General features: G+C 63.3%; 18 protein-coding genes. 12 read left to right on the forward strand and 6 right to left on the reverse strand.

Features of this window, described 5'->3' with window-relative positions:
* The first annotated feature begins 164 nt into the window (after positions 1 to 164).
* The 5 genes from AC1KVG_RS17740 (at position 165) to AC1KVG_RS17760 (ending at position 9942) form a co-directional block, all read left to right on the forward strand.
* Positions 165 to 2171 carry a M1 family metallopeptidase gene (locus AC1KVG_RS17740; protein ID WP_481095257.1) on the forward strand — a complete coding sequence of 669 codons (2007 nt, stop codon included), beginning with the start codon at positions 165 to 167 and terminating at the stop codon, positions 2169 to 2171.
* A gap of 790 nt (positions 2172 to 2961) precedes the next feature.
* Positions 2962 to 6120: a TonB-dependent receptor gene (locus AC1KVG_RS17745; protein ID WP_074057350.1), complete on the forward strand. Its 3159-nt coding sequence runs from the start codon at positions 2962 to 2964 to the stop codon at positions 6118 to 6120.
* A 448-nt stretch (positions 6121 to 6568) separates the two neighbouring features.
* Complete coding sequence (locus AC1KVG_RS17750) at positions 6569 to 7330, forward strand: SapC family protein (RefSeq protein ID WP_481095258.1); 762 nt, start codon at positions 6569 to 6571, stop codon at positions 7328 to 7330.
* 4 nt (positions 7331 to 7334) lie between these two features.
* A complete protein-coding gene (locus AC1KVG_RS17755) occupies positions 7335 to 8384 on the forward strand; it encodes a cupin-like domain-containing protein (RefSeq protein WP_481095259.1) in 1050 nt (349 codons plus the stop codon).
* A gap of 40 nt (positions 8385 to 8424) precedes the next feature.
* Positions 8425 to 9942: a tryptophan halogenase family protein gene (locus AC1KVG_RS17760; RefSeq protein ID WP_481095260.1), complete on the forward strand. Its 1518-nt coding sequence runs from the start codon at positions 8425 to 8427 to the stop codon at positions 9940 to 9942.
* A gap of 15 nt (positions 9943 to 9957) precedes the next feature.
* Here AC1KVG_RS17760 and AC1KVG_RS17765 read toward each other — a convergent pair whose 3' ends face one another.
* The 4 genes from AC1KVG_RS17765 to AC1KVG_RS17780 all read right to left on the reverse strand — a co-directional run bounded on the left by AC1KVG_RS17765 (position 9958) and on the right by AC1KVG_RS17780 (position 14759).
* The gene (locus AC1KVG_RS17765) at positions 9958 to 10965 is read right to left on the reverse strand and encodes an MBL fold metallo-hydrolase (protein WP_481095261.1); all 1008 of its coding nucleotides are present in this window, start codon (positions 10963 to 10965) and stop codon (positions 9958 to 9960) included.
* 88 nt (positions 10966 to 11053) lie between these two features.
* Positions 11054 to 11458 (reverse strand): hypothetical protein, encoded by a 405-nt coding sequence (locus AC1KVG_RS17770; RefSeq protein WP_481095262.1) that lies wholly within the window; start codon positions 11456 to 11458, stop codon positions 11054 to 11056.
* A 127-nt stretch (positions 11459 to 11585) separates the two neighbouring features.
* Entirely contained in the window at positions 11586 to 12983 is a 1398-nt protein-coding gene (locus AC1KVG_RS17775) for a trypsin-like serine peptidase (RefSeq protein ID WP_268214508.1), read from the reverse strand.
* Positions 12984 to 13373: 390 nt separating this feature from the next.
* On the reverse strand, positions 13374 to 14759 hold the full coding sequence (locus tag AC1KVG_RS17780; RefSeq protein WP_481095263.1) for an APC family permease: 1386 nt from the start codon (positions 14757 to 14759) through the stop codon (positions 13374 to 13376).
* 194 nt (positions 14760 to 14953) lie between these two features.
* Between AC1KVG_RS17780 and AC1KVG_RS17785 the strand changes: the two genes are divergently transcribed.
* The 7 genes from AC1KVG_RS17785 (at position 14954) to cydB (ending at position 24599) form a co-directional block, all read left to right on the forward strand.
* A complete protein-coding gene (locus AC1KVG_RS17785) occupies positions 14954 to 15718 on the forward strand; it encodes a LuxR family transcriptional regulator (RefSeq protein WP_006449226.1) in 765 nt (254 codons plus the stop codon).
* A 185-nt stretch (positions 15719 to 15903) separates the two neighbouring features.
* Positions 15904 to 16845, forward strand: coding sequence for a proline iminopeptidase-family hydrolase (locus AC1KVG_RS17790; RefSeq protein ID WP_006449225.1), 942 nt, complete (start codon positions 15904 to 15906; stop codon positions 16843 to 16845).
* Between the two features lie 610 nt (positions 16846 to 17455).
* Positions 17456 to 18517, forward strand: coding sequence for a pectate lyase family protein (locus tag AC1KVG_RS17795; protein ID WP_115040605.1), 1062 nt, complete (start codon positions 17456 to 17458; stop codon positions 18515 to 18517).
* A 277-nt stretch (positions 18518 to 18794) separates the two neighbouring features.
* Positions 18795 to 20183: an amino acid permease gene (locus AC1KVG_RS17800; protein ID WP_481095264.1), complete on the forward strand. Its 1389-nt coding sequence runs from the start codon at positions 18795 to 18797 to the stop codon at positions 20181 to 20183.
* 330 nt (positions 20184 to 20513) lie between these two features.
* Positions 20514 to 21743: a membrane dipeptidase gene (locus AC1KVG_RS17805; RefSeq protein ID WP_481095265.1), complete on the forward strand. Its 1230-nt coding sequence runs from the start codon at positions 20514 to 20516 to the stop codon at positions 21741 to 21743.
* A gap of 442 nt (positions 21744 to 22185) precedes the next feature.
* Entirely contained in the window at positions 22186 to 23583 is a 1398-nt protein-coding gene (locus AC1KVG_RS17810) for a cytochrome ubiquinol oxidase subunit I (RefSeq protein WP_481095266.1), read from the forward strand.
* Entirely contained in the window at positions 23583 to 24599 is a 1017-nt protein-coding gene (gene cydB / locus AC1KVG_RS17815) for a cytochrome d ubiquinol oxidase subunit II (RefSeq protein ID WP_481095267.1), read from the forward strand. Before AC1KVG_RS17810 ends, cydB begins: the two co-directional genes overlap by 1 nt.
* Positions 24600 to 24633: 34 nt before the next feature.
* Here the strand turns inward: cydB and AC1KVG_RS17820 are convergent, their stop codons facing one another.
* Positions 24634 to 25494, reverse strand: coding sequence for a carboxylesterase family protein (locus AC1KVG_RS17820; protein WP_481095268.1), 861 nt, complete (start codon positions 25492 to 25494; stop codon positions 24634 to 24636).
* A gap of 54 nt (positions 25495 to 25548) precedes the next feature.
* The gene (gene mgtE, locus AC1KVG_RS17825) at positions 25549 to 26910 is read right to left on the reverse strand and encodes a magnesium transporter (RefSeq protein WP_023904639.1); all 1362 of its coding nucleotides are present in this window, start codon (positions 26908 to 26910) and stop codon (positions 25549 to 25551) included.
* Positions 26911 to 26980 lie beyond the last annotated feature (70 nt).

Consider the following 26980-nt stretch of genomic DNA (forward strand, 5'->3'; position numbering starts at 1 on the left):
TGGACGTACTTGCGGCGTGTCCCGCGATGGTGGGCGGGCAAGGGCCCTGCAGCCAATCACCAGACCAGCCGCGGAATCGTGTAGCGCCATCCGGGACCAATGGCATTCCCGCGCGCGGCGAGGCGCGCCGTAGGATGGGAGTCCCCCACGCCGCAGGATTTTGCATGACCCCCACCGTGCGCCGATCGCTTACCGTTGCACTGTCACTGGCGTGCGTTGCCGCGCCCGCACTTGCCGCTCCCGCACCAGCCAGTTCCGCAACCGCAGCACCCGCTCCGGCCAGCCGTTTCGATCCGCTGGCCTTGTTCGCGCCACTGCAACTGCCCGATGCGCCCAACGCCTACCGCAGCGGCAGCGGCGTACCCGGCCCGCTGTTCTGGCAGAACCGTGCGGATTACGACCTGACGGCCAGCATCGACCCGGCGACCCACACGCTCACCGGCGAGGCGGCGATCCGTTACACCAACCGCAGCCCCGACACGCTGGACGTGCTGTGGCTGCAACTGGATCAAAACATCTATCGCGCCGATGCGCGCGCTGCCGCCAGCCGGCCATCGCGCCGCACCCAGTTCACCGACGGCATGCAGATCGCCGGCATTGAGATCGACGATGGCGGGCGCCGCCAGCCGGCACACTTCGTCGTCGACGACACCCGTCTGCGTGTGGACCTGCCGCAGCCGCTGGCTGGGCAGGGCAAGGCGCTGACCGTGTATATCCGCTACCGCTACACGATTCCCGGTACCTGGGGCGGGCGTACCGCGTTCAGTGCCAGCAAGCAAGGCGAGATCTACGAGATTGCGCAGTGGTATCCGCGCATGGCGGTGTACGACGATCTGCGCGGCTGGGACACGCAGCCGTATCTGGGCTCGGAGTTCTATCTGGAGTACGGCGATTTCGACTACGCTGTGACCGTGCCGGAGGGCTTTCTGGTCGCCGGCTCCGGCGCGCTGACCAATCCGGCCGAGGTGCTCAGCCGCACCGAGCAGCAACGCCTGGAACAGGCACGCGGCAGCGATCGCACGGTGCTGATCCGCACGCCTGCCGAGGTGACTGCACGTGCGGCCAAGCCGACGGGCAAGGGCACGCAGACCTGGCGCTTCCATATGGACAACACCCGTGACGTGGCGTTTGCCGCATCGCCTGCGTTCGTTTGGGATGCCGCACGCATCAAGCTGCCGGGAGGCAAGCAGTCGCTGGCGATGTCGGTGTATCCGCTGGAAGGCGTGGGCGCGGACAAGTGGAACCGCTCCACCGAATACGTCAAGGGCGCGATCGAACATTTCTCGCAGTGGTACCCGTATCCGTGGCCGGCCGCGATCAATCTGGGCGGCTATGGCGCGGGCATGGAATATCCCGGCATCGTCTTCGATGGCTTCGAAGACAGCGGCAAGGAGCTGTTCTGGATCACCGCGCACGAGATCGGCCATACCTGGTTCCCGATGATCGTCGGCTCCAACGAACGCCGGCATGCGTTCATGGACGAAGGCTTCAACACCTTTATCGACGTGTATGCATCGGATGCCTTCAACAAGGGCGAATACGCACCCAAGCGCGATTCGGAATATGCGCCCAAGGGTGGCAACCCGGTCGATGAAATCCTGCCGTTGCTGGCCGACACCAGCGCGCCAACGCTGATGGACAACGCCGATTCCACCAGCGAGACCTACCGCCATTCCTTGACCTACTTCAAAGGTGCGTTGGGGTTGGTGCTGTTGCGCGAGCAGATCCTGGGGCCGGAACGGTTCGATCCGGCTTTTCGCAAGTACATCGCCACCTGGGCCTACAAACATCCCACGCCGTCGGATTTCTTCCGGCTGATGGAAAGCGAGAGCGGCGAAGATCTGGCCTGGTGGTGGCGCGGTTGGTATCTCAACAACTGGCAGCTGGATATGGGCATCAGCGAGGCGCATTACGTGGATCACGATCCTGCCAAGGGCGTACAACTCACACTGCGCAGCAGCCAGAAACTGGTGATGCCGGCCACCGTGCGCGTGGAGCTGGCCGACGGCAGCCACCTCGATCGTCGCGTGCCGGTGGAAACCTGGCTGCAAAACACCGCGCCCACGCTGACGCTGCCGACCACGCAGAAAGTGCTGCATGTGAGACTGGATCCGGATCACGTGTTGCCCGATGCACAGCGGGGCGACAACCAGTTGGACGTGATCGGCTAGCCGATGCAATCGTCCGCGCTGCAATGGCGCGGATGCGCGAAGTGCAGCACACGACAGCGGCATGCCCAATAACGGCGCAATCGATTTCAGCGATTGCGCCGTTTTTTGTATCTGCTTGCATGGCCATCGAAGCCGCGCGTTGCTGTAGCGGATGTGCTCGCATGGTTGCGCGATGGTGTTGCCTTGCAGCGTCACCAGCGCCGTTGTGCCGCGCTTGCGTAGTGCGATCGCAATAACACTTTGCGCAACTTTTGACAGCGGCGTTGTGGCGATCATCGCCCCGGCCTGAAGCGCCAATACCAAAGCGCAATCACTGCAGTCGCTGCTGATAACGCTTACAGCCACGGCAGGTCTGCGTATGCCGTACGGGCTCAAGCGCGCGTGTTGTTGAGTGCCTGGATGTGTCACCGCGTGTTTGTTGCAACGCAGGGTGACAAGCACCGACACGCATGACTAGTCTGCGCCGCGTGGTAGCGCTATCACGCTTCATGGAGCGGTAGCAGCCGATTGAAAGCCGTGGCGCACAGGGGCTGCGGCGGCAATAGATCCAAGGGTAGGGAAGGCAGTCGCACGTGCTGTACAGATCGTCGTAGGCAGCGTCCGTCATGGACGTGGCACGCGCACGGTTGGCATCAGGGGGATCCGCCGTTGGTTCGATGCGGGGGATCAGATGACGTTCTGCAACGGAAGGTATGTCGCGTGCCATGCAAGGCGCGTGGCCAGACAATCGCCGCGTCGCATTCCGCGACTACGGCCGTGGGTGTTGGACTCCAAACCCGAGGATAGATCGATGCGTCGTACGTTGAGCAATTTCAAGTCCAAGGCCATGTTCACCTTCGTCGGTGGCCTGTTGGTCATCAATCCGGCCTTTGCGCAGGACGTTCCCGCGCCGCCAGTGCCGCCGCCGCAATCCAGCGCGCAAACCGCCACCACGCTCGATGCGGTCAACGTGACCGGCATTCGCAGCAGCCTGGATCAATCGATGGGCATCAAGCGCGATGCCGCCGGTGTGGTGGATGCGATCAGCGCCGAAGACATCGGCAAATTTCCCGATACCAATCTGGCCGAGTCGTTGCAACGCATCACCGGTATCTCGATCGAACGCCGCGATGGCGAAGGCGCGCAGGTCACCGCGCGCGGCTTCGGCCCGCAGTTCAATACGGTCACGCTCAACGGCCGGCTGATCCCCGGTGCCGACGCATTCGGCGCGCCGGGGCAGACGCCGATCGGCGGCGTGGATGTGGGCACGCGCGCCTTCAACTTCGCCCAGCTCGCCTCCGAAGCCATCACCGGGATCGAGGTCTACAAGACCAGCCGCGCCACCGCGCCCAGCGGCGGTATCGGCGCCACCATCAATATCCAGACCGACAAGCCGTTCAATCATGAGGGTGTGGTGGCCAATGCCGGCGCCAAGATGGTGTCCGACCGTTCGCAGCCGTTCGGCGATTCGCTCACCCCGGAAGTGTCGGGCATTTTCAGCTATACCAATCCCGACAAGACCTTCGGGATCGGCTTGAGCGGCAGTTATCAAAAGCGCCATGGCGGCTCGGTGCAGGCCACCGAAAACACCTGGAACATCCAGCGCTGGACCGGGACCGACCCGGCGCTGCGCCCCGATGCGGTGGTGACCAACGCACCGGCGATCGGGCAGTTGTACGGCATGCCCAACGACCTGCGCTACGCGTTTGCCGACTTCCAGCGCGAGCGCACCAACGGCCAGGCAGTGGTGCAGTTCGCACCCAGCGACAGCCTGACCTTGACCCTGGATTACACCTATTCGTCCAATGAAATCCGCGAAGAGCGCGGCGAGCAGGGCATCTGGTTGCAACGCGCCAACAGCTTCACCGATCTGACCTTCGATACCGGCCAGGCGGTGGCAACGCCAATCTATCTGCGCGATGTGCCCAACGGTGCCAAGGACTTTGGCATGGAGCAGCAGCGCAACGAGCAGAAGTACACGCTCGGCTCGCTGGGGTTCAATGCCGATTGGCAGGTGAGCGACCGCTTCCAGTTGTCGTTCGATGCGCATAACTCGAAAACCAAGAGCATGCCCAACGACCCGGTCACCGGCGGCAGTGCCACCTACTTCAGCTTCGCCGGCACCAACAACTGCGTCAACGGCCCGTCCTGCGGCGGTCAATGGGGGCAGGAGCTGTCGTTCAACAATTCCTTGCCGATCGGCGCACGCACCTGGTATCCCACCGCTGCCGATTCCCTGGCTGGCACCAACGGTGTGGTCAATCCGGACTTCACCCCCGCCGAGCTCGGCTCGCAGGTGTTGCGCATCTACTATCAATCGCAGGTGACCGAGATCAAGGAAGGGCGCATGGATGGCACCTTCGACTTTGACGACGGCCGCTTTCAGTTCGGCGTGAGCAGCGCCAACACCACCATGAACCGGCTCACCAGCGACACCAACTCCACGCTTGGCGACTGGAGTGTGGCCAATGCCGGCAACGAGCCCGGCATGCAGGCGTTACTGCGGCCGGTGAGCATTACCGGCATGTTCAAGGACTTCAACGCCAACGGTGCGGCGCCCAATGCGTGGCGCGGCGATGCCGATCAGCTGGCCCTGTGGGGTGGCAGCCAGTACGGCGCCACCACCCGCTACAACCCGAACTACAGCGCCGACAATCAAGTGGAAGAGAAGACCCGCGCCGCCTACGTGCAGCTGGAACTGAAGGGCGATATCTCCGGCATGACCACCAACACACGGCTGGGCTTGCGTTACGAGCGCACCGATGTGGAATCCACCTCGCAGGTGGCCACGCCCACTGCATTGCTCTGGCAGGCCAACAACGACTTCCAGTTGTTGCGCTCCACCGAGCTGCAGCCCTTCAGCGAAAAGACCAGCTACAACTACATCCTCCCCAATCTCGACTTCAGCATCGACATCACCGATCAGCTGAAAGGACGCGCCTCGTTTGGCCAGACCATTGCGCGTGCGCCCTACAACAACCTGATTGCCGGGCCGACGCCGAATACACCGAGCGGTTCGATCCTGATCAACCCCTCAACCCGTGCCTCCGGCAGCTCGCAGAGCCCGACGCTGGATCCGCTGGAATCGGACAACCTGGATCTGGCGCTGGAATGGTATTTCGCCGACGCCAGCTATGTGTCGGCCACATTTTGGAACAAGCGCGTCAGCAACTTCATCGGCAACACGGTGTCGCGCGAATCGCTGTATGGGCTGACCGATCCCACCTCGGGGCCGGATGCGCAATCGGCCCTGGCCTTCCTGCAAAGCGGTGCCTGCGCTGCGCAGGTTGGCGCTTCCGGCAACGATGTTGCGGGCGCCTGCTCGGCCAACGACACCTCGTTGTTCGCGGCGATGGCGTTGTTGCGTAACGCCGCAGCCACTGGTGGATTGGCCGCCTATAACGGCAGCTCTGCGCAGAGCCTGGCCCTGGAGAATGCCTACGACATCGTTGGCAATGCCTCCGACCCGCTGTATCAGTTCGATGTGTCGCGGCCGGTCAACCAGAACAAGGCCAACATCCATGGCTGGGAACTGGGCGGGCAGTACTTCTTCGACACCACTGGCTTCGGTATCTACGCCAACTACACCATCGTCGAAGGCGATGTGGGCTTCGACAACACCGTGATCGATCGCGACCAGTTCGCACTGCTCGGTTTGAGCGACACCGCCAACGCCATGCTGATGTACGAAAAGTACGGCTGGAGCGCACGTCTGGCCTGGAACTGGCGTGACGAGTATCTGATCGCGGCGAACCAGGATGGCGCCAACCGCAATCCTTACTACGTCGAGGCCTACCAGCAGTGGGACCTGAGCCTGAGCTACAGCTTCAGCAAGCAGCTGTCGGTGGGCTTTGAGGCGATCAACCTGACTGGCGAAGACGTGCGTTGGCACGGGCGTTCTGACAAGCAGATGATCCGCCTGATCGACCAGCAACCGCGTTACACGCTGGGTGTGCGTTACGCGTTTTGAGAGCGACTGACAAGCCGCTGCGCGCACCTCAGGTGCGCGCTGGCCGGTGTGCGGCGGGGTGGAAATACCCGCGCATGCTGCTCAGAGCGCACCGTTCGTGCGCTCCGACGGCACCGCACTGGAGTCGGTTGGCCGCTCCGCGCAGATGAGTTAAGTCGTGATATCTGCGCGGCTACTGATCCTGCTGGCGGCCGCGACCGCACTGCCGGGCTGGATGCCCAGACGCACCCGCTGCGATCGCCGACATGCAAACTGCCGCCAGCATTATGGTGGCTGGGGCATCGCCGCGACGCTGGTTGTGTAGGCCTGCCACCAATGCTGCTGTGCCGCTTGCCGGCCTCCTGCTTTTTGGCAATGCTCGACTCCAGCAGGCACGGCATTGTGCCGCACGATCGACTCATACCCCCGTAATGCGGTCGTCCATCGCGGATCACTGCTGGAGCTTCAGATGACGCGATACGCAGTGCTCAACAACGTGGTGCATCACGACATCCGCGTCATCCTGCGCTTTGGCGCCGAGTTCGGCGATGCGCTCGGCCTGGTGCCGGCCTTCGTCACCGAATTCGCCGAGCTGCAACGCGAATACCCGCTGTTTTTTCGCAAGGATCCTGCCACCGGCGGCTATCAGTCGGTGGCGCTGCTGGGCTTTGCGCAGGACGAGAATCTGTTTCTGCAGGACGGGCGCTGGACTGCCAGTTACCTGCCGGGCATCGTCGCCAAGGGGCCGTTTCTGATCGGTTTCCAGGAGCAACGCATCGACGGTGCCCTGGTGCAGGAGCCGGTGATCCATGTCGACCTGGAGCACCCGCGGGTCAGCCGCGACGAAGGCGAGGCGGTGTTTCTGCCGCAGGGAGGTCATAGCCCGTATCTGGAGCACATCATCAGTGTGCTGCGTGGCATTCGCGACGGCGTGGATGCGGGCCAGGCGATGGCGGCCGCCTTCGATACGCTGGGCCTGATTCAGCCGGTGCAGCTGGACGTGACGCTGGATGCCGACCACGCCACCCATCTGCAAGGTCTGTTGGCCATCGACCGCGAGCGGCTTGCCGCGCTCGATGCGCAGGCGCTGCATCAACTGCATCAGGCCGGTTATCTGGAAGGCGCATTCTTGATGCTGGCATCGCTACATAACGTGCGTCGGCTGATGGCAGAGAAACAACGTCGCCTGCAACACACGCAGGCCGCGCCCGCTGCTGAAGCATATGCTTGAGCGTATGGCTGTGAGCGCCTCCATCATGTCTTCAACTGCCGCAATTGCGCCCATCGCAGAGCGTACAGACTGCCGACCTGACGCGCTGCCGCTTTCTGCGCTCTGCGCCGCCGCCGAACCAGTGGTAGTGCGTGGCATCGCACGCGACTGGTCACTGGTGCAAGCCGGGCTGCGCAGCCCCCATGAGGCGATGGCGGTGCTGCGCGCGCACGACAGCGGACATGCCTTGCAGTATTCCCATGGCGGCCCGGAAATCGCCAGCCGGCCGTTTTACACCGACGACTGCAGTGCGCTGAATTTCGATGTGCAGCGTGGCACGCTGAGCACCTTGCTGGAGGCCATCGCCGCGCATCGGGATGACCCACAGCCGCCTACGTATTATCTGGCGTCGTTGCCGGTCGACAACCACCTGCCCGACCTGCGTGCAAGCAACGATCTGGATTTCGCCGCCAGCGGCATCGCCGTGCAGCCCAGCATCTGGATCGGCAATCGCGTCATCGCTTCGTGTCATTACGACGCGCCCAACAACCTGGCCTGCTGCGCAGTGGGGCAGCGCCGCTTTACGCTGTTTCCGCCGGAGCAGGTGGCCAACCTGTATCCCGGTCCGCTGGATCCCACGCCGGGCGGGCAGGTAGTGAGCATGGTGGATATCGCCAACCCGGATCTGCAGCGTTATCCGCGATTTGCCGCTGCGCTGGCGCATGCGCGCACCACCGTGCTGGAACCAGGTGATGCGTTGTTCATTCCCAGCATGTGGTGGCACCACGTGCAATCGCTGCAGCCGTTCAATGTGCTGGTCAACTACTGGTGGAGCAGCGCACCCGCGCAGTTGCCGGCGCCGATGCCTGCGCTGTATCACGCGCTATGGGCGATTCGTGACCGGCCCGCGTCCGAAAAAGACGCCTGGCGCGCATTGTTCGATTACTACGTCTTCGGTCCCGCCGAGCGTGCTGGCGAACACCTGCCCGAACAGGCGCGACATGCGTTGGGCCCGATCGACCCGATCCTCGCGCGACAGCTGCGCGCGATGCTGATCGGCAAGCTCAACCGCTGATGGTCCATACCGCCCTAAATGCATCCCACAGGAGTGCGCAGTGATCCAGGCCCCGATTCGCAAGGTCGTTATCGTCGGTGGCGGCACTGCCGGCTGGATCGCTGCCTGCGCGCTGTCGCACCAGTTCCGCGAGCTGCTCGAGATCACCCTGGTCGAGTCCGAGCAGATCGGCACCGTGGGCGTGGGCGAGTCCACGGTGCCGCCGATCCGCACCTTTCATCGCTTCCTACAGATCGACGAGCAGGAGTTTCTGCGCGCAGTGGCCGGCACCTTCAAATTGTCGATCTCCTTCGAGCATTGGCGTCGCCAGGGCGAGCGCTATATCCATCCGTTCGGTATCACCGGGCAAAGCACGCTGGTGTGCGCCTTCCATCACCTCTGGCTGGAAAGTCAGCGGCGTGGCATGCCTGGCACGTTCGGCGATTACTGTCTGGAAACCGTGGCCTCGCGCGTGGATCGCTTCGCACTGTTGCGCGAGCCTGCGGTCAATTACGCCTACCATCTCGACGCGGCGTTGTATGCCAAGTTTCTGCGTGCGCGTAGCGAAGCGTTTGGCGTCAAGCGCATCGAAGGCAAGATCCAGCAAGTGACCCTGCAACCGGACAGCGGAGACGTCGCCATGCTGGTGCTGGAAGACGGGCAGGTCCTCGATGGCGATCTGTTTATCGATTGCAGCGGTTTTCGCGGCTTGCTGATCGAGCAGGCGTTGCACACCGGTTACGAAGACTGGAACCACTGGTTGCCGTGCGACCGCGCGGTGGCGGTGCAGACAGAAGCCGTCGGTCCGCCGGTGCCGTACACCCGCGCCATCGCGCACGAGGCCGGCTGGCGCTGGCATATTCCGCTGCAGCATCGTGTCGGCAACGGCCTGGTGTTTTCCAGCCGCCATCTCTCCGACGACGAAGCCCACGCCAAGCTGCTGCGCGACGCGGCTGCGCCTGCGCTCAAGGATCCCTGGCTGGTGCCGTTCCGCACCGGCCGCCGGCTTAAGGCCTGGAACAAGAATGTGGTGTCGCTGGGCCTGGCCAGCGGCTTTATCGAACCGCTGGAATCCACCAGCATCCATCTCACCATCGCCGCGGTGGTGCGCTTGATCAGCTTGTTCCCCGCAGACGGCATCGCACCCTCGCAGGTGCAACTGTTCAACGACATCAGCCGCGCCGAAATGGAACACGTGCGCGACTTCATCATCCTGCATTACCACGCCACCCAGCGCGACGAACCGCTATGGCGCCAATGCCGTGAGATGGAACTGCCCGAATCGCTTGCCTTGCGCCTACGCGCCTGGCGCGAACGTGCGCATGCCTGGCAAGGTGCCGATGAATTGTTTCGCGTCGACTCCTGGACCCACGTGTTGATGGGGCAGGGCCTCATGCCCGAGCAGCATCACCCGCTGGCGCGCGCGGTGTCCGATCGCGATCTGCATCGCCTGCTGGACGGCATCGCGCAGCCGATCCAGCGCGCGGTGGAACAGATGCCATCGCAGCAGGCGTTTATCGATGCGTACTGCAAAGCTGGCGCAAGCGCGTGGGGCCTGCGCAGCCCGGTGGTGGCGTAGTGCCCATCTGGCCAGCTACAGCCGCATCAAATCCTTGCCGACCACGATCGGCCCCGCATAGTGCTTGCGCGCGCCCTCGCTCCACATCGCATCGGTGATTGTCGGGTCGCCGCCGGGGACGAAGTGATTGAGCACGAGCATCTTTGCGCCGGCCGCTGATGCGATCTTGCCCACTTCCTCGCTGGTGGAATGGCTCTTGAGCAGATGGTCGAGCAAGGTCGGCGCGTTATCGTTGGTCTTGAGCATCTTTTCCAGCGCCGGCAGATACATCACCTCATGCACCAGGATGTTGGTGTCTTTTGCGAACTCGGCCAACGCGGGCAGATAGCGCGTATCGCCGGAGAACACCACCGTGCGGTCGCGCGCCGCGAAGCGGTACGCAAATGCAGGCTTGAGCGTGTAGTGATCCACTAGCGTGGCGGTGACGGTGACCTGGTCGTTCTGCAGCACCGTGCCGGGTTGGTCGAACTCGTGCACCTGGATCAGCTGCTTGAACGGTGGGCGGCCTTCCTCACGAATACGCGCATCGATATCGATGGCATTCATGTCGACAAACGCATCGACCATCTTGGCGATACCGGGCGGGCCGTACAGATGCACCGGCGTCTGCAGCCCGCTCGCCCAGGCCAGCCACACCACGTTGAGCAGGTCGGCGTTGTGATCGGAATGGTGATGGGTCAGGAAGATGTCGCGCAACGCAGGCAGGCGGATGCCGGCTTTGGCCAGTTGCTGTGCAACGCCATTGCCGCAATCGATCAGATAAGGCTGCCCGTCGATGACCAGCGCATTGGCGGCTGCCGCGCGCAGCGGTGAGGGCGTCGGGCCGCCCTTGGTGCCGAGCAGGACCAGCACGCTGCCGCTGGCCGGGAACGGCGCTGGCGAGAGCGGATCCGATGATGAATCTGCATCCTTCTGCCCGCCGCGGATTGCAGCACCGAGCTGGCTTGCCATGCTCAGCGTGCCCGCAGCCAGCGCGATGCGCAGCACCTCGCGACGGGAACGGCGTGTGGAAGGTGCGGGCATTGCGGCTCCTGTCGAAGCATGGAGTAAGTGTGTTGGCGCCGTATCAGACTAGCGCGAGCCCGTCAGGCGTGCGACGACGCAAGACAAGTCAGAGTGTTTGCGCAATGAACTCGCTCAGTGCAGGCGAACGATAGAAGCCCATGCATTGCGCAAAGATCCTGTTGAACGGGCCTCGCCGCGCTTCGTCCTTCATCGGCACTTCGGCGCGATAAAAGTCCGCCGTCTGCGCGGCGACATAGCGATGCAGGCGGTCGGTGGCGCCGGCCTTGGCATTGTCCAGCGCATAGGTCGTCAGCAGATACGAGCGATCGCGGAGCTGATCGGAAGCATATTTGCCGCTGCGCTCGTAGTTGTTGTCCAGGCACAGCTGCAGCGCGTATGCCTTGACGTCTTCGCGATTGGCGGGCTTGCCGGCTGCGCTGGCGGTGACCTGTAGCGACAAGGTCGCCAGTGCAAGTGCGGCGATGAGAGAGCGATTGCGTTGAACGGGCATGCCGATCCAGGTGAAGGACGAGCTGCCAAGTCTGCATCATCAAGCCGATGCAGATGAAGTGCTGCACGCACGCCAAGCGCAGTTGCACGTGGCAGGCGAGACACCGCCCGCCACGTGCATCAACCGCTTACGGGCCGAAGTAGGTGGAGATGCTGGAATACACGTCCGAGAAGCGCGAGTAGTAGTCCGGATCGGTCTGCGCGCTGCAGAACGAGTAGCCGCCATACAGGCCGCCGCGCAGCTGGTACGCACCACCGCTGGCGACGGTGAACAGGCCCGAGCCGGACGAGCCGCCTTCGGTCACGCCATCGTTCCAGACCACGCGGTACAGCGGGCTCTTGCCGTCGATGGAGGTGCTCAGCCCATTCACGCTGCCCAGCGAATACTTCTTCACGTCGCCGGCTGGGTGATGGATGCCGACAATCGCGGTACCGGTGGCGCCGATCGCCGCGCTGTTCCATGCCGCGTAGAACGCGCCGCTCGGCGGTGCGGTCTTCAGTTCCAGCAACGCGGTGTCACGGGTGGTATTGGCGTGACGCAGGAACGCACCGCCGGTCAATGTGGTCGCCTGCGAACTGGCGGTGTTGCCGTTGCAGCTGGCCGCATCGTAGAACCAGTATGTCTGCAACGAGTTGGCAACGGTCTGCGTGCTGATGCAGTGCGCCGCAGTCCAGAACAGATTGCGCTTGGGCGAGTTGGTGTTGTTGAGTAGGGTGCCGGTGCAGTAAAACGAGCCCTCGCTGGTGGTGAACACCATGCGTGCCACCGCTTTTGCCGCACTGGTGAAGCCGGCCGTGGGGTTGGCACGGCAGACAATATCGTTCTGGCAGGAATCGCTCTCGCCAATGGCAATGGTCATCATGTCGCGCGCGCTGGCGGTGGGGCTGATATCCAGATGCGACAGCTGCGGAATGCTCAGGCTGAAGTTCTCCGGGTACTGGCCGGCCGGCAGCGAAAGTTCGACCAACAGGTTCTCGCCGCTCACGGTCGGCGACCAGCCGATGTCGCTACCGCTGGTAACGAAGCTTGCACCGGATTGCTCGAACACGCGGCCGTCGTCGCCGGCAAAGCGCAGCGTCACCTTGGACGGATCGCCCGGCGTTGCGCCGGCACCGCGCAAGGTCAACGATGCACGCAGGGACGCCGCCTGTGCAGAGCTGACCTTCAGGGTCGCAACGCGCGATCCATCATTGGCCATCTGCCAATCGAGCGTGCGCAGATTCACCAAAGGCTTGGCAACTGCGCGCGAAAAACCGATCTGCAACGGCTGCCCATGTTTGACCTGTGCAATGCGGCGCTCACGCACGCGACTGATCTCGGTGCTGGTGGGCGCAGTGAGTTGCACCACGCGCGTGGGCAGGATGCCGCCACGCAGACTTGCCGATTGCAATGTTGCCGCGCCAAGTTTGGCCGCTTGCGGCGCAGTGCTCACCGGCGCTGCGTCCATCTCGGTCGGCGGCGCTGCCAGTGCGGAGCCGGAAAGGGCAGAAAACAGCGCCAGGTACAACGCATTCTTGCGATTCATGGGTAGTCCTTACTCGTCAGGGAACGACAGGCTGCGGCGGGGGCCGCAGCGTGCGGGCGCCATCAGTGGCGCCGAACGAGACTAGCGAATGTTTACATCTGAATATGTGCTGAAAATCTCGTTCAGAGGTCGGCAATCGAGAAAAATATGATCGCTTTCGGGAGCGTCGCTCCGTTTCATCACGCACGCACCGTGTGATGCGACGCGCCTGAAAGGTGTCATCGACCTGGTGTGGTAAACGAGGCATGCACAAGCATCCAGCGCGGCGCGGCAGCGCAAGGCAAATAGCGTGCAGACCCATGCGCGCTGCACGACCCGATGCTGACGGTCGATTGCCGACGAGCAACTGCACAGCAACGCATTGCTGCACAGCGACGCCGGCAGCAGCGCTTATTCCAACGCGTCGCTGGCGCGAAACTCCGTGGAACGACCGCTGACTTTCAGGAATGCCAATACAAACAGACCCACCGCCATCCACGCGGTGCCGCCGAGTTGCGCGTGCCGGTCGGCATTGATCAACACGTAGCCAAGGATCACGATGCCGATCAACGGCGTCGCACCATGCAATAGCAGGCTGCGGCCGTGCCCACGGAAGTGCCACAGCACCGCAACGTGCAGCAGGATGAAGGCGGTGAGCGCGCCGACGTTGCACAACGAGGACAGCAACGCGATCTGGCCAACGAACACTTCGCCCAGCACCATGCTCAAACCCGCCACCAGCAGGATGGCGCGCTGCGGCACGCCGGTACGCGGATGGATGTAGCGCAAGAACCCCGGCAGCTGACGGTCGCGTGCCATGGCGAACAACAAGCGCGAGGTGGCCGCCTGCGCAACCAGCGAATTGGCGATCGCGGCGCTGATCGCCACCGTGAGCGCGATGACGATCTGCAGCCACGGCCCGGCAATAAGCCGCCCGATCTCGAAGAACGCATCGTTGGAGGCCTGTGCGCTGGGGTAGCGCTGCAGGTTCGGCTGCAGCAGCGCCGCCAGCCAGGTCTGCAGCACGAACAGGCCGGCCACCATCAGCAGCGCCATCAAGGTGGCGCGCCCGACCACACGGTTGCCGCCACGGGTTTCTTCCGACAGCGTGGAGATCGCATCGAAGCCCAGAAACGACACCACCGCCACCGACAACGCACTGAAGATCAGTTGCGGCGAAAACGCCTGCGGGTTGTAGAACGGACGCAGGTTCCAGTGCGCACCGTTGACGCCGCGCTGGATCGCCAGGCTCGCCAGCACCACAAACACCGCCAGCACCAGCAACTGCGCATACAGAAAGAAACGATTGGCCCGCGCGGTGGTTTCGATGCCGCGCAGATTGACCACGGTATTGAGCACCACGAAAAACGCGATCCACGCCGGCTGCGGCACCGCCGGCAACACGTTGTGCATCGCATTGGCGCCAACCACATACAGCAGCGTCGGTACCAACAGATAGTCGAGCAAGATGGCCCATCCGGCCAGAAACCCCATGCCGCTGCTCAATCCGCGCCCCACGTACGCATACACCGAACCGGCCACCGGAAACGCCTGCGACATCTGCTGGTAGCTCAAGGCGGTGAACAGCATCGCCACGAAGCCGACCAGGTAGGTCAGCGGCACCATCCCGGCGCTGATATCGAATACGCCACCGAAGATGGAGAACGGCGCGGTCGGCACCATGAACACCAGCCCGTAGATCAGCAGATCCTTGAGCGTGAGCTGTCGCTTGAGCTCCTGGGTGTAGCCAAAGCGTTCCAGCGTGGCCGCGTCGTCGCGGCGTGGTGTGTCGGTCATGCAGGTATCCGCTGAAAGGAATGCCGGGTCGCACGACAGGCGCGGTGGGGCGCTTGTCCATGAATGCTGCGTTGCAGCTAGCTGACCGGCATTGTGACGATAATGTGGCCGGCAAGCCCATCCATTGGTAAAAGTGCTAGGTTTTCCATGCTGGATGTCGTCCAGCGGCATCTGCTGTCATCGAAGGACCCACCATGTTCGACACGCTGGCCAGCCTGGGCCGAGATTTGCAGGCGCTGCATACGCTCAATGCCTGCCTGGATCGAGTGTTTCGCGACGTCTGTGCGTTTGGTTTCAAGTCGCTGGTCTACGACTACGCGCCGGTCCCGCTGAGTATGGAGGGCGCGCTGATCACGCCATCGGTGTTCATGCAGCGCAACGCGCCGGGCGACATGCGGCATGTCTGGTGCGAGCATGGTTACTACCAACATGACCCTGTTCAGCAGCGTGCGACGCGGCGCATGACGCCATTCGTGTGGTCGTACCGTACCGACGGTAATCAGGAAGGTGTGGAATATGTTGGCGGCCAGCATCGGCAGGTGACGCGTTATCTGTGCGATAGCGGCATGGGAACCGGTGTCACCGTGCCCCTGCATTTGCCTGGCGGTGCATTCGCGACCTTCAGTGGCGCGGTCGATGCGGTTGCGGCCGAGGCACCACGGCTGGCCGAAGCGCAGCTGTCGCCATTCTTGTTACTGGCACACGCGTTTCAGGCCCGCGCGCAGGAACTGCTGGATCCGCAGGAACGCCGCTGTCACCACATCGCATTGACCCGCCGCGAGCGCGAGTGCCTGCAGTACTCGGCCAAGGGGCTGACCGCCAAAAGCATCGCGGCCGCGCTCAATCGCTCCACCGCCACGGTGAATCTGCATCTGAACTCGGCCGCACGCAAACTGGGCGCGCGCAATCGCGTCGAGGCAGTGGTGCGCGGGATGCATTATCGATTGCTGGAGCCGTAAACCTAGCCTGTGGCTATCGATCGCAGCGTGCGATCGGCGGGCTGGATGCGTCGCCCGGTGCACACACTATGGCGCGCGCAACCGCGCGTCTGAAACTGCTACGAACCTGAGAGTTTTACCAGTTAGCGCGCACAGGCCGGGTCGCTAGGCTGAGCGCTCACTATTGCCGTAGGCAGGCGCAGGTCATGCAGTCCACTGAGGGTTACGTCGAATTCCGTGGGTACCGTACTTGGTACCGCATCACCGGCGACCTGCGCAGTGACGCCTGCCCGCTGATCGTCCTGCACGGCGGCCCCGGCTGCACCCACGACTATGTGGACAGCTTCAAGGACCTGGCTGCCAATGGCCGCGCGGTCATCCATTACGACCAACTCGGCAACGGCAAGTCCACCCATCTTCCCAATGCCGACCCCGGCTTCTGGACGGTGGGGCTGTTTCTGGATGAGCTGCAGACCCTGATCACCCAGCTTGGGCTGTCGCAGTACGCGTTGCTGGGGCAATCCTGGGGCGGGATGCTGGCGGCCGAACATGCGGTGCGCCGGCCGGCCGGTCTGCGTGCGTTGGTGATCGCCAACTCGCCGGCATCGATGGGCTTGTGGCGCGCTGCCGCATTGCGCTTGCGTGCGCGGCTGCCCGAAGACATCCAGGCGGCACTGGACGAGCACGAGGCCGCCGGCACGCTGGATCACCCGGCCTACCGCGCTGCAAGCCAAGCGTTCTATGCGCAGCATGTGTGTCGCCTGCTGCCGTGGCCTGCAGAAGTGGCGCGCACCTTTGCCGCCATCGATGCCGACCCCACCGTCTATCACGCCATGAACGGCCCGACCGAATTCCATGTGGTGGGCAGCCTGCGCAACTGGAGCATCATCGAACGCCTGCACCGCATCACCGCGCCGGCGCTGGTGCTATCTGGCAAATACGATGAGGCCACGCCGGAAACCGTCGAGCCTTACGCACGCCTGATCCCGGACGCGCAGTGGCATGTGTTCGCCAATTCCAGCCACATGCCGCACGTGGAAGAGCGCGCAGCCTGCATGCGGCTGGTTGGCAACTTCCTCGACGATCACACCCCATGGCCCGGCGAGCAGCTGGTGCACGCGTCGGTGTTGGCCAACCGCGCTGTGTGAGTTGATGGCGTGTGTGTGCGTGTGAGGGCCTGCATGCGAGATTGAGCGTGCTCGGCATGGCACTCCCTAGCGTTTCGCGTGCCGACTGCGCGTTAGCTGCGTTGCTTTCGCTTCGCATGCCTTATTACGCACCATCACAAGCAAGGCGGCGTGTCATAGCGCCCAATCTGTACGCATGACCGTGCGGTAGCGCTTTGCTGCTGCGCGTCAATGTCACCGACAACTTCGCCGCGACAACGTCGGCAGCGCGTTCGTGTGCAGCTTTCCACGCACAGCACCTTTTTTATCCGCATGCATGCCTGAAAAACGCATTGCGGGTACCACGCGCTGTCGAACACGCGTGTGAGCAACCACAGCATCGGCATGCGGTTGCATACATAGAAAAAACATCGCGCACATCACCGCAGTGTCCTGTCCTGCGTGTCTCTCGCTGTCTCTTTTGCATGTCCTGCGAGGAGAACACCGTGCTGCGTCAAAGTTTCAGAGATGGATAATTGTTTTATGTTTTAAATCGCGCGAAGAATGCGGCCCCCACGCACCGCTTTGCCACCGTCGATGCAATCGCGCCGACGCCACGCATCGCTTTTCGATTTCATTTGGGAGAGGCTGCATGATCATCAAGACACTCAATGGCGCACTCGCGCTTGCACTGTCCGCTTGCGCCGCGAGTGCCATCGCCGGCCCGGTCGGGTACGGTGCCGCCACCACCGGCGGCGGCAACAAGACCCCGGTCAACGTCGCCACCTTCGAAGCGATGCAGGCCGCCATTGACAGCTATTCCGGCAGTGGCGGGCTGGTGCTCAATTACACCGGCAAGTTCGACTTCAGCACCATCAAGGACGTCTGCGCGCAGTGGAAGCTGCCGGCCAAGACCGTCCAGATCAAGAACAAGAGCGATGTCACCATCAAGGGCGCGAATGGCTCGGCGGCCAACTTCGGTGTGTGGGTGGTGGGCAACGCCAACAACATCATCATCCAGAACATGACCATCGGCCTGCTGCAAGGCGGCGAAGATGCGGATTCGATTTCGTTGGAAGGCAATTCCAGCGGCTCGCCGTCCAAAATCTGGGTCGATCACAACACCGTGTTCGCCTCGTTGACCAAGTGCTCCGGTGCCGGCGATGCCTCCTTCGATGGCGGCATCGACATGAAGAAGGGCGTGCACCACGTCACCGTGTCCTACAACCACGTCTACAACTATCAAAAGGTCGCGCTCAATGGATTCAGCGACAGCGACACCAAGAACTCGGCCGCGCGCACCACCTATCATCACAACCGCTTCGAGAATGTCGAGTCGCGCGTGCCGCTGCAGCGGCGCGGGCTGAGCCATATCTACAACAACTACTTCAACAACGTCACCACCTCCGGCATCAACGTGCGCATGGGTGGCGTGGCGAAGATCGAATCCAACTACTTCGAGAACATCAAGAACCCGGTGACCTCGCGCGACAGCAGCGAGATCGGCTACTGGGACCTGATCAACAACTACGTCGGCAGCGGCATCACCTGGGGCACGCCGGATGGCAGCAAGCCCTACGCCAACGCCACCAACTGGATCACCACCAAGGTGTTCCCGGAACCGCTGGGCTACACCTACAGCATCACCCCGGCCGCGCAGGTCAAGGCCAAGGTGATCGCCACTGCAGGTGCCGGCAAGAACCTGGCGGAATGATCGGCCACAAGACGTTGCAGTGACAAAGATCCCCGGCTTGCCCGGGGATCTTTGTATGCGGCATGCAGCATGCGGCGGATTTGCCCACCAGCTGCGTGCAGTGAGGCGGGTCTGGAGCGTGTCACGCACTTGGAGGCCAGTGCGAACGGCCTGCTGATACGATGAGGCAAGGCACGATTGCCTGGCTTGTCCACTCTTTCGCCAGGCTCGCGTCAAGAGGCGCGGCAGGCGCCGCGACGCGGTATCGTGTCGCGATTCCATCTCTTCAAGCCCGTCCATGCCGCTTCCGACCGATCCCGTTGCTGAGAACGCTCCGTCCGCCGCGCCCGCGTTGCGCCATGCGCTGAAACCGCGGCAATTGATGATGATGGGCCTGGGCACGGCAATCGGTGCCGGGCTGTTTCTGGGCTCGGGCGTGGGCATCCACGCGGCGGGACCGGCGGTACTGGTGTCGTACCTGATCGCCGGGGCCCTGGTGATCATCGTGATGAATGCGCTGGGCGAAATGGCCGCGTCCAAGCCGACCAGCGGCGCGTTCTCGGTGTATGCGGCCGATGCGATGGGGCCGACCGCCGGTGCGACGGTGGGCTGGTTGTGGTGGCTGCAGATCGTGGTGGTGATCGCCGCCGAAGCAGTCGGTGCGGCAGGCTTGCTCGCCTCGGTGTGGCCGGCGTTGCCGGTGCCGCTGCTGGCGGTGGTGTTCATGGCGACCTTCACGGCGATCAATCTGCTGGGCGTGCGCAACTTCGGCGAGTTCGAATTCTGGTTCGCCATCCTCAAGGTTGTTGCGATCGTGGTGTTCCTGCTGATCGGCGTGGCCTTGCTGGCAGGCTGGTTGCCGGGTGTGGTGTCGCCGGGGCTGTCCAACTTCACCCAGAACGGCGGATTCGCCCCGAAGGGTCTGGTGGGCGTCGGCTCGGCGTTGCTGGTGGTGGTGTTCGCCTTCGGTGGCACCGAGATCGTGGCGGTGGCCGCCGCGGAAACCGCCGATCCGGGCCGCAGCCTGGCGCGCACCATTCGCACCGTGGCCTGGCGCATCCTGGTGTTCTATATCGGCTCGATCAGCGTGATCGTGGCGGTGGTGCCGTGGACCAGCGCAGCGCTCAGCTCGCCGTTTGCCGCAGTGCTGGAGGTGGCGCGCATCCCCGGTGCGGCCACTGCCATCACCCTGGTCGCGGTGGTGGCCTTGTTGTCGGCGCTCAACGCCAATCTGTATGGCGCCTCGCGGATGATCTTTTCGCTGGCACAACGCGGCGAAGCGCCGCGCCTGCTCGGCAGGACCAGCGGCGAGCAAGTGCCGCTGGTGGCGGTGATCGCCAGCGTCTTGTTCGGCTTCGCGGCGGCGGCGCTGGAGTTGCTGTATCCCAACAAGGTATTGCCGATGCTGCTCAATATCGTCGGTGCCACCTGCCTGCTGGTGTGGACCATCTCGTTGCTGTCGCAGCTGATCCTGCGCGCACGCGCCGACCGCGCCGGCATCACGTTGCCGTTCCGTATGCGCGGGTATCCGTTTCTGACCCTGCTGGCGCTGGCGATCCTGGCGGTGATCTTCGTGCTGCTGGCCTCGTCGGCAGACACCCGTGCGCAGTTCCTGTCGATGGTCGGTTTGACTGCGGTCATTGCGGTGGTCAGCGAAGTGGCGCGACGCGTCCGTGGCCGGGCGTGACCATCCGGGTCCACGTGCGGAGCGCATGATCATGCAGCAGCGGAAACAGGCTGCAGTGCGCTCGTGCACACCGTCGAAACGAGAAACACGCTAGCAATCTTGCGGTTTGCTTGCTGTCAGACAGGCGATCTTCTGGATCTGCTGATCCAGTTCAGTTACTGTCCTTTGGTCGCTGCTGTTCGTTGCATTGCGTTGATTAGAAGAATATCTACTTACTAATCAATAACGATAAAAGTGCATCTTTTTAGAGTGGCTAACAAAACTGCCTAGTAGTTTTGATGGCCTCGTTTATTCCTTGATTGTTTCAGGAGTCATCGCCGGGGTTCGTGCATGAGTGCCGTTTCGTCCGAGAATTCTGCTGCCTTGCCTGCCGCCCACACGCTGGAGGAAGTGCATGCGCTGGCCTATCCAGTCGACACACATCTGGACTCCCTGTATCTGTCGCGCGTGGCCGGTTACGATTTCTGGAAAGGCGACTGGAAAGCGCATCGACGCTCGCTGATTATCTGGCTGATGTTCAAAACCTCGCCGAGAGGTCGCAATCAACCGCTGATGCACCACGTGAGTGGCCCGGACTTTCTCGCGGGCGGTTACGGAGGTGCGTGTTTCAGCGCCCACGCGCTATGGGAAAACCTGATCGGCGCGCCTTTTCTCGACCCTTGGAAGCACTGGGTGGATCACCAGCGCTATGTCGAGGCGGTGGTGGCGGCAAGCAACGGTCGGATGCGGCTGGCACGCAGCGCCGCTGAGCTACGCGCGATTCGGGCCGAGGGTCTTTGCTGCGCCATCCTGTCGTTGGAGGGGGCGCATATGCTTGGTCCACGCGGGATTCGCAGCCAGGCGCTGCGGCTGGAGCGCCTGGGCCTTGCTGCCAAGGCCGGCGCTGCCTATGTGACGCTCAATCATTTCAGCCATACCGACATCTCCCAGTCCGGCTATGCGCCGCTCAATCCATGGCGCGGGATCGAGGGCGCGGGACTGTCGGCGTTCGGCAGGGAGGTCGTGGAGCGCTGTATCGAGGTGGGACTGCTGGTGGATCTTTCGCATACGTCGAGCCAGGGAATACTCGACGCCTGCGCCATTTGCGCGCGCCGCAACGTGCCGGCCTTCGCCTCGCATGGCGCATCGCGCAGCATCACCCGTGGTGCGCAGACGCGGCCGTCGCGCCATCTCGACCGCGGGCTCGACGATGAGGCCATCCGCGCCATCGTGCAGACCGGCGGCTGCATCAGCGTCATTCTGGCGCCGTACTTTCTGCAACATTCCTATCTGGCGGACGGCAAGCCGAACATGGATGCCGATCTGGCGTTTGTCATCGGCTATTACGAAGCCTTCGCCCGACAGATCGCCGACATGGGGATTGTCGAGGATCCATGGAAACACTTGAGTTTCGGCAGCGATTTCGATGGCGGCATTTCCAGCTTGCCGACCGGGATGCGCAGCGGTGCGGATCTGCCCAGGCTCACGCAGGCGATGATGGATGCCGGCTGGCCCACCCAACGCATCGTCGATGTGTATAGCGGCAATTTCCTGCGGGTCTGGGAGCGGGCGCGGCCGTAGCGTTTTCCAGTACACCTGTATTCGGATGGGAAAGTAAGAGAGTAGGTCTGCGGTGTTGCGTGCCTTACGGTAACGGCCGTCGGGGACGCGACGGCGCTGCCGGCGTCGTCGGCAAGCACCTGCGCGCGGTTGCTGTCGACGGTCGGCTCGACTGCGCTCAGTGCGCTGGTCAGCGACGTGGCGGCTTGCTGCAACAGTCTCGCTGCGATCCCATTCGCGCCCAAGAAATCCGTGCTGCATCGCACGCCGGGCGTAGCATCGCGTTGCAGCGCAAGCGCGGCAATTTGCCGCAGATGCGACGCCGTGTCGCATCGGGAACGAGCACGACCGTCCTTATGATGATCCCGTAGCGCAGACGTTGCGATCGAACACCGCACTGTCTTGTGGCGATTGACCTGCCGTCTGCGCGCGGATGCTTCCTTACTTTCCAGGAGGGCTCTCCATGGATGCCTTGCTGTTATCGCGAATCCAGTTCGGGTTCGTCATCGCGTTTCACGTGCTGTTTCCGGCATTCACCATCGGGCTGTCCAGCCTGCTGGCCTTTCTGGAATGGCGCTGGCTGCGCACCCGCCTGCCGGTGTGGCGCGAGCTGTATTTCTTCTGGCAGAAGATCTTCGCGGTGTCGTTCGGCATGGGCGTGGTCAGCGGCATCGTGATGGCCTTCCAGTTCGGCGCCAACTGGCCTGAGCTGAGCCGGATCGCCGGCAGCGTGATCGGCCCGCTGCTCAGCTACGAGGTGCTCACCGCGTTCTTTCTGGAAGCCAGTTTCCTGGGCGTGATGATGTTCGGCTGGGGGCGCATTTCCGAGCGTCTGCATTTCTTCGCCACTTGCATGGTAGCGATGGGCACGTTGTTCTCCACGTTCTGGATCCTGTCGTCCAACAGCTGGCTGCAGACCCCGGCCGGCTATGAAGTGGTCGACGGCATCGTGCATCCGCAGGACTGGCTGCAGATCATTTTCAACCCGTCGTTCCCGTACCGGCTGACGCACATGGCGCTGGGCTCGTTCATCACCACCTGCTTTGTGGTGGGTGCGGTGGGTGCGTGGTACCTGCATCGCGGCGTGCATCGTGAGTCCGGCCTGCGCATGCTCAAGCTGGCGGTGGCCTTCGCGGCGATCACCGTGCCGCTGCAGATCTTCGTCGGCGACATGCATGGCTTGAACACGCTCAAGCACCAGCCGATGAAGATCGCGGCGATCGAAGCGCATTGGCATGACGAAGCGCAGGGCAAGGGGTTCCCGCTGGTGCTGTTTGCGCTGCCCAATGCGCAGGCAGAGCATAACGATTACGAGGTGGCGATTCCGCGCCTGGGCAGTGTGCTCCTGACCCACAGCCTGGAAGGCAGTATCGCGCCATTGACTTCGGTGCCGGCGGCCGATCGCCCGCCGGTGACGCCGGTGTTCTTCGCCTTCCGCATCATGGTGGGGATCGGCTCGTTGATGTTGCTGGTGGCCTGGGTGTCGGCGTTCGCGTGGTGGCGCGGCAAGTTGCTGCAGTGGCGCTGGCTGCTGGCGACCTGGCGCTGGATGTTGCCGAGCGGCTTTATCGCGCTGGTGTCGGGCTGGTTCGTCACCGAGATGGGGCGGCAGCCTTACGTGGTCTACGGGCTGTTGCGTACCGCCGACGCGGTGGGCCCGCAGTCGACGCTGATGACCGCGATCTCGCTGACGGTGTACGTCGCCGGTTATGCGTTCGTGTTCGGCTGGGGCATCTGGTACCTGGTCAAGATCGGCAAGATCGGGCCGACCCCGCACGACGCGCCGCAGCTGGACCACGGCGAGCACACGCCTGCACGGCCGCTGTCGGCGGCCGATGAACCGATCGACGGAGCCGCATGATGGACATGACGAGTGTTTTGCCGGTGGCGTGGTTCGCGGTGATCGGCTTCGGGGTGCTGATGTACGTGGTGCTGGATGGCTTCGTGCTCGGCATCGGCATCCTGGCGCCGTTTCGCAAGGACGAGGCGCAACTGGATCTGATGATGAACACCGCCGCGCCGATCTGGGACGGCAACGAAACCTGGCTGGTGTTGGGTGGGGCAGGGCTGCTGGCCGCGTTTCCCAAGGCGTATGCGGTGATCCTGTCGGCGCTGTATCTGCCGGTGTTGTTGATGGTGATGGCGCTGGTGTTCCGCGGGGTGGCGTTCGAGTTCCGCTTCAAGGCGCAGCGCTCGCGGCGGCTGTGGAGCAATGCCTTTGCCGCCGGCTCGATCCTGACCACCTTTGCGCAAGGGGTGATCCTGGGCGCGCTGGTGCAGGGCTTGCCGATCGAGAACGACCGCTATGTCGGCGGTATCTGGGGCTGGTTCAGTCCGTTCGCGATGCTCACCGGTGCGGCGCTGGTATTCGGCTATGCCTTGCTCGGCAGCACCTGGCTGATCCTCAAGACCGAAGGCCATGTGCAACAGCTCGCGCGTCAGTTGAGCCGGCCGCTGACCATCAGCGTGTTGATCTTCATTGCCTTGGTCAGCGCCTGGCTGCCGTCGCTGCAATCGCATGTGATGGAGCGCTGGTTCAGCGGCTCGCATTATCTGTGGCTGATGCCGGTGCCAGTGCTGGTCGCCCTCGTGGGGTTCGCACTCTGGCGTTCGACCGAGGCGGGGCGGCCGGATACGCCTCCGTTTCTGTTGGCAATGGGCTTGTTCGTGCTCGGTTTTGTGGGCCTGGTGTTGGGCATGTGGCCGTATCTGGTGCCGCCGGTCTACACGATCTGGCAGGCCGCTGCGCCGCCGTCGTCGCAGTTGTTCGCGCTGGTCGGTCTGGTGGTGTTGCTGCCGCTGATCCTGGGCTACACGGTGTGGTCGTATCGCGTGTTCCGCGGCAAGGTCACGGCGGACACCGGTTATCACCATTGATGGGAGATGCGGCGTCGTTGCGCTGTGTCATGTGTCAACGCAGGCGCTGCTTGAACATCCATTCCCACATCGCCGGATCCGCGTACGTCGCGTCCCAGGCGTTGTGGTTACCTTCGGGATATTCGCTGTAACGCACATTGGCGCCGATGCCTTTGGCGGCGCGATACAGCGCACGGTCGTCGTGCGGCGGTACCGAATCGTCCCTGGCGCCATGAAACATCCAGATCGGCACGTGCTTGAGCTGGGTGACCGCGGCGGTGTACGGGTCGGCTTCCTTTGCCACCAGGCTGACGTACAGCGTGCGGCGCTCATCGCGCGGTGCCTTGAGCGCGCCGCAGATCGGCACGATCGCCGCGAAACGCTGCGGCTGCATCAGCCCGATTTCCCAGGCGCCGTAGCCGCCCATCGAGATGCCGGTGAGATAGGTGCGCTGCGGGTCGGCAGCGAACTCGGCGCTGGTCGCATCCAATGCAGCGATTGCCATGCGTGCATTGATGCCCAGCCACTCTTCGTCGTCGGGCACCTGAGGCAGCACCACCACCGCGGGAAACTCGGCCGTGTGTTCGCTCAGGTAAGGGCCAACGCCCACTTCGGCCTGATCGCGCCCGTTGTCGCCGCGCTCGCCCGAGCCATGCAGAAACAGCACGATGGGCAGCGGTTGCGGCATCTTCGAGGCCGGCACGAACACCTGATAGCGGTACAGCCGTCCTTCGATCTCCAGCGTGCGGGTGACGAAGTGGCCACGGCGCGCATCGTGGTGGCGCTCACCCATGCTGGAACAGCCTGCAAGCACCAGCGCGAAGACCACAAGAACAAGGCAGCGACGAATCACGCAGCACTCCTGACCGAACCGATGACATGCCTGCAGTATCGCCGCACGCAGGTGCGCTGGCATGCCGCGGTGCGGCGATTTTGTGTTGCAGTGTCATCCCAACGTGCACAGCACGCGCTACGGCAGCAGAATCAGCGTGGCCAGGCCGAGGAAACTCAAGAAGCCCATCACATCGGTCAGCGTGGTCAGAATCACGCCGCCGGCCAGCGCCGGGTCGAAGCCCAGGCGTTTCAACGTCACCGGTACCAGCACACCGCCGAACGCGGCAGTGAGCATGTTCAAGGTCAGCGCAGTGCCGATCACCAGCGACAGCATCGGTTGTTGGAACCAGGCCAGCACGATCAGCCCCAGGCTCACGCCCAGCACCACACCGTTGATCAGCGCCACGGTCAGCTCTTTCTTGAGCAGCGTCATCACGTTGGACGAGCCGATCTGGCCCAACGCCAGGCCGCGCACCATCAGCGCCAACACCTGCGTGCCGGCGTTGCCGCCCATGCCGGCCACGATCGGCATCAGCGCCGCCAGTGCCACCAGTTTTTCGATGGTGCCTTCGAACTTGCTGACCACGCTGGAGGCCAGAAACGCAGTGCACAGGTTGATGCCCAGCCAGATCAGGCGGCGACGGAATGCACGCCGCGCCGGGCTGAACATGTCTTCGTCTTCGTCCAGACCGGCCGCGCTCATGGCCTGGTGCTCGGCCTGCTCGCGGATGATGTCGACCACGTCATCGATGGTGATACGGCCGAGCAGGATGTTGTTGTCGTCCACCACCGGCGCGGAGATCCAGTCGTGATCCGAGAAGCGCCGGGCGACCTCGTCGGAGCCATCGCCCACATCGATCGCCGGTTGTTCGTCGTCGATCAGGCGATTGACCGGCGTGTTGTCCTCATGCGTGACCAACGCGGCCAGCGACACGCGGCCCAGGTACTGATGGCGCCGGCTCACCACGTACAGGTGATCGGTGTGGTCGGGCAGCTCGCCGCGCAGGCGCAAGTAACGCAGCACCACATCGACATTGACGTCGGCGCGCACCGTCACCACGTCCGGGTTCATCAATCGCCCGGCGGTGTACTCCGGGTACGACAGCACCTGTTCGAGCCGCTCGCGGTTCTCGCGGTCCATCGACTTGAGCACTTCGTCGATGACGGTGTCGGGCAGGTCTTCGACCAGATTGGCCAGGTCGTCGATGTCGAGGTCTTCGACCGCGGCCACGATCTCGTCGGTGTCCATGTCGGCCAGCAGGCTTTCGCGCACTTCGTCGCCGACATGCAGCAGCACTTCGCCGTCGTCTTCCGGGTCGACCAGCCCCCACACCACTTCGCGCTTGCCGGGCGGCAGCGATTCGAGCAGGTTGCCGATCTCCGCCGGCGCCAGCGTGTTGACCAACCGGCGTACCGGCCCGAGGCGCCCGCTATCCAGTGCGTCGGACAGCAATCGGAGCTGGCGCGCGGTCTTGTCGTGGCGGACGGCTTCGGCCATGCGCAGCTCCCTTGAAAAAGTAGACACGTCCCTAGTGCAGGACGCGGTGCTGAGTCAGCACGGCATTATC

The sequence above is a fragment of the Xanthomonas sp. NCPPB 3959 genome, from assembly GCF_056675575.1.

Coding starts and splice junctions, on each gene's coding strand:
- mgtE (WP_023904639.1), bottom strand. CDS start 26,910: ATGGCCGAAGCCGTCCGCCACGACAAGACCGCGCGCCAGCTCCGATTG.
- AC1KVG_RS17805 (WP_481095265.1), top strand. CDS start 20,514: ATGAGTGCCGTTTCGTCCGAGAATTCTGCTGCCTTGCCTGCCGCCCAC.
- AC1KVG_RS17750 (WP_481095258.1), top strand. CDS start 6,569: ATGACGCGATACGCAGTGCTCAACAACGTGGTGCATCACGACATCCGC.
- AC1KVG_RS17810 (WP_481095266.1), top strand. CDS start 22,186: ATGGATGCCTTGCTGTTATCGCGAATCCAGTTCGGGTTCGTCATCGCG.
- cydB (WP_481095267.1), top strand. CDS start 23,583: ATGGACATGACGAGTGTTTTGCCGGTGGCGTGGTTCGCGGTGATCGGC.
- AC1KVG_RS17795 (WP_115040605.1), top strand. CDS start 17,456: ATGATCATCAAGACACTCAATGGCGCACTCGCGCTTGCACTGTCCGCT.
- AC1KVG_RS17800 (WP_481095264.1), top strand. CDS start 18,795: ATGCCGCTTCCGACCGATCCCGTTGCTGAGAACGCTCCGTCCGCCGCG.
- AC1KVG_RS17755 (WP_481095259.1), top strand. CDS start 7,335: ATGGCTGTGAGCGCCTCCATCATGTCTTCAACTGCCGCAATTGCGCCC.
- AC1KVG_RS17745 (WP_074057350.1), top strand. CDS start 2,962: ATGCGTCGTACGTTGAGCAATTTCAAGTCCAAGGCCATGTTCACCTTC.
- AC1KVG_RS17820 (WP_481095268.1), bottom strand. CDS start 25,494: ATGCCAGCGCACCTGCGTGCGGCGATACTGCAGGCATGTCATCGGTTC.
- AC1KVG_RS17790 (WP_006449225.1), top strand. CDS start 15,904: ATGCAGTCCACTGAGGGTTACGTCGAATTCCGTGGGTACCGTACTTGG.
- AC1KVG_RS17785 (WP_006449226.1), top strand. CDS start 14,954: ATGTTCGACACGCTGGCCAGCCTGGGCCGAGATTTGCAGGCGCTGCAT.
- AC1KVG_RS17780 (WP_481095263.1), bottom strand. CDS start 14,759: ATGACCGACACACCACGCCGCGACGACGCGGCCACGCTGGAACGCTTT.
- AC1KVG_RS17775 (WP_268214508.1), bottom strand. CDS start 12,983: ATGAATCGCAAGAATGCGTTGTACCTGGCGCTGTTTTCTGCCCTTTCC.
- AC1KVG_RS17765 (WP_481095261.1), bottom strand. CDS start 10,965: ATGCCCGCACCTTCCACACGCCGTTCCCGTCGCGAGGTGCTGCGCATC.
- AC1KVG_RS17740 (WP_481095257.1), top strand. CDS start 165: ATGACCCCCACCGTGCGCCGATCGCTTACCGTTGCACTGTCACTGGCG.
- AC1KVG_RS17770 (WP_481095262.1), bottom strand. CDS start 11,458: ATGCCCGTTCAACGCAATCGCTCTCTCATCGCCGCACTTGCACTGGCG.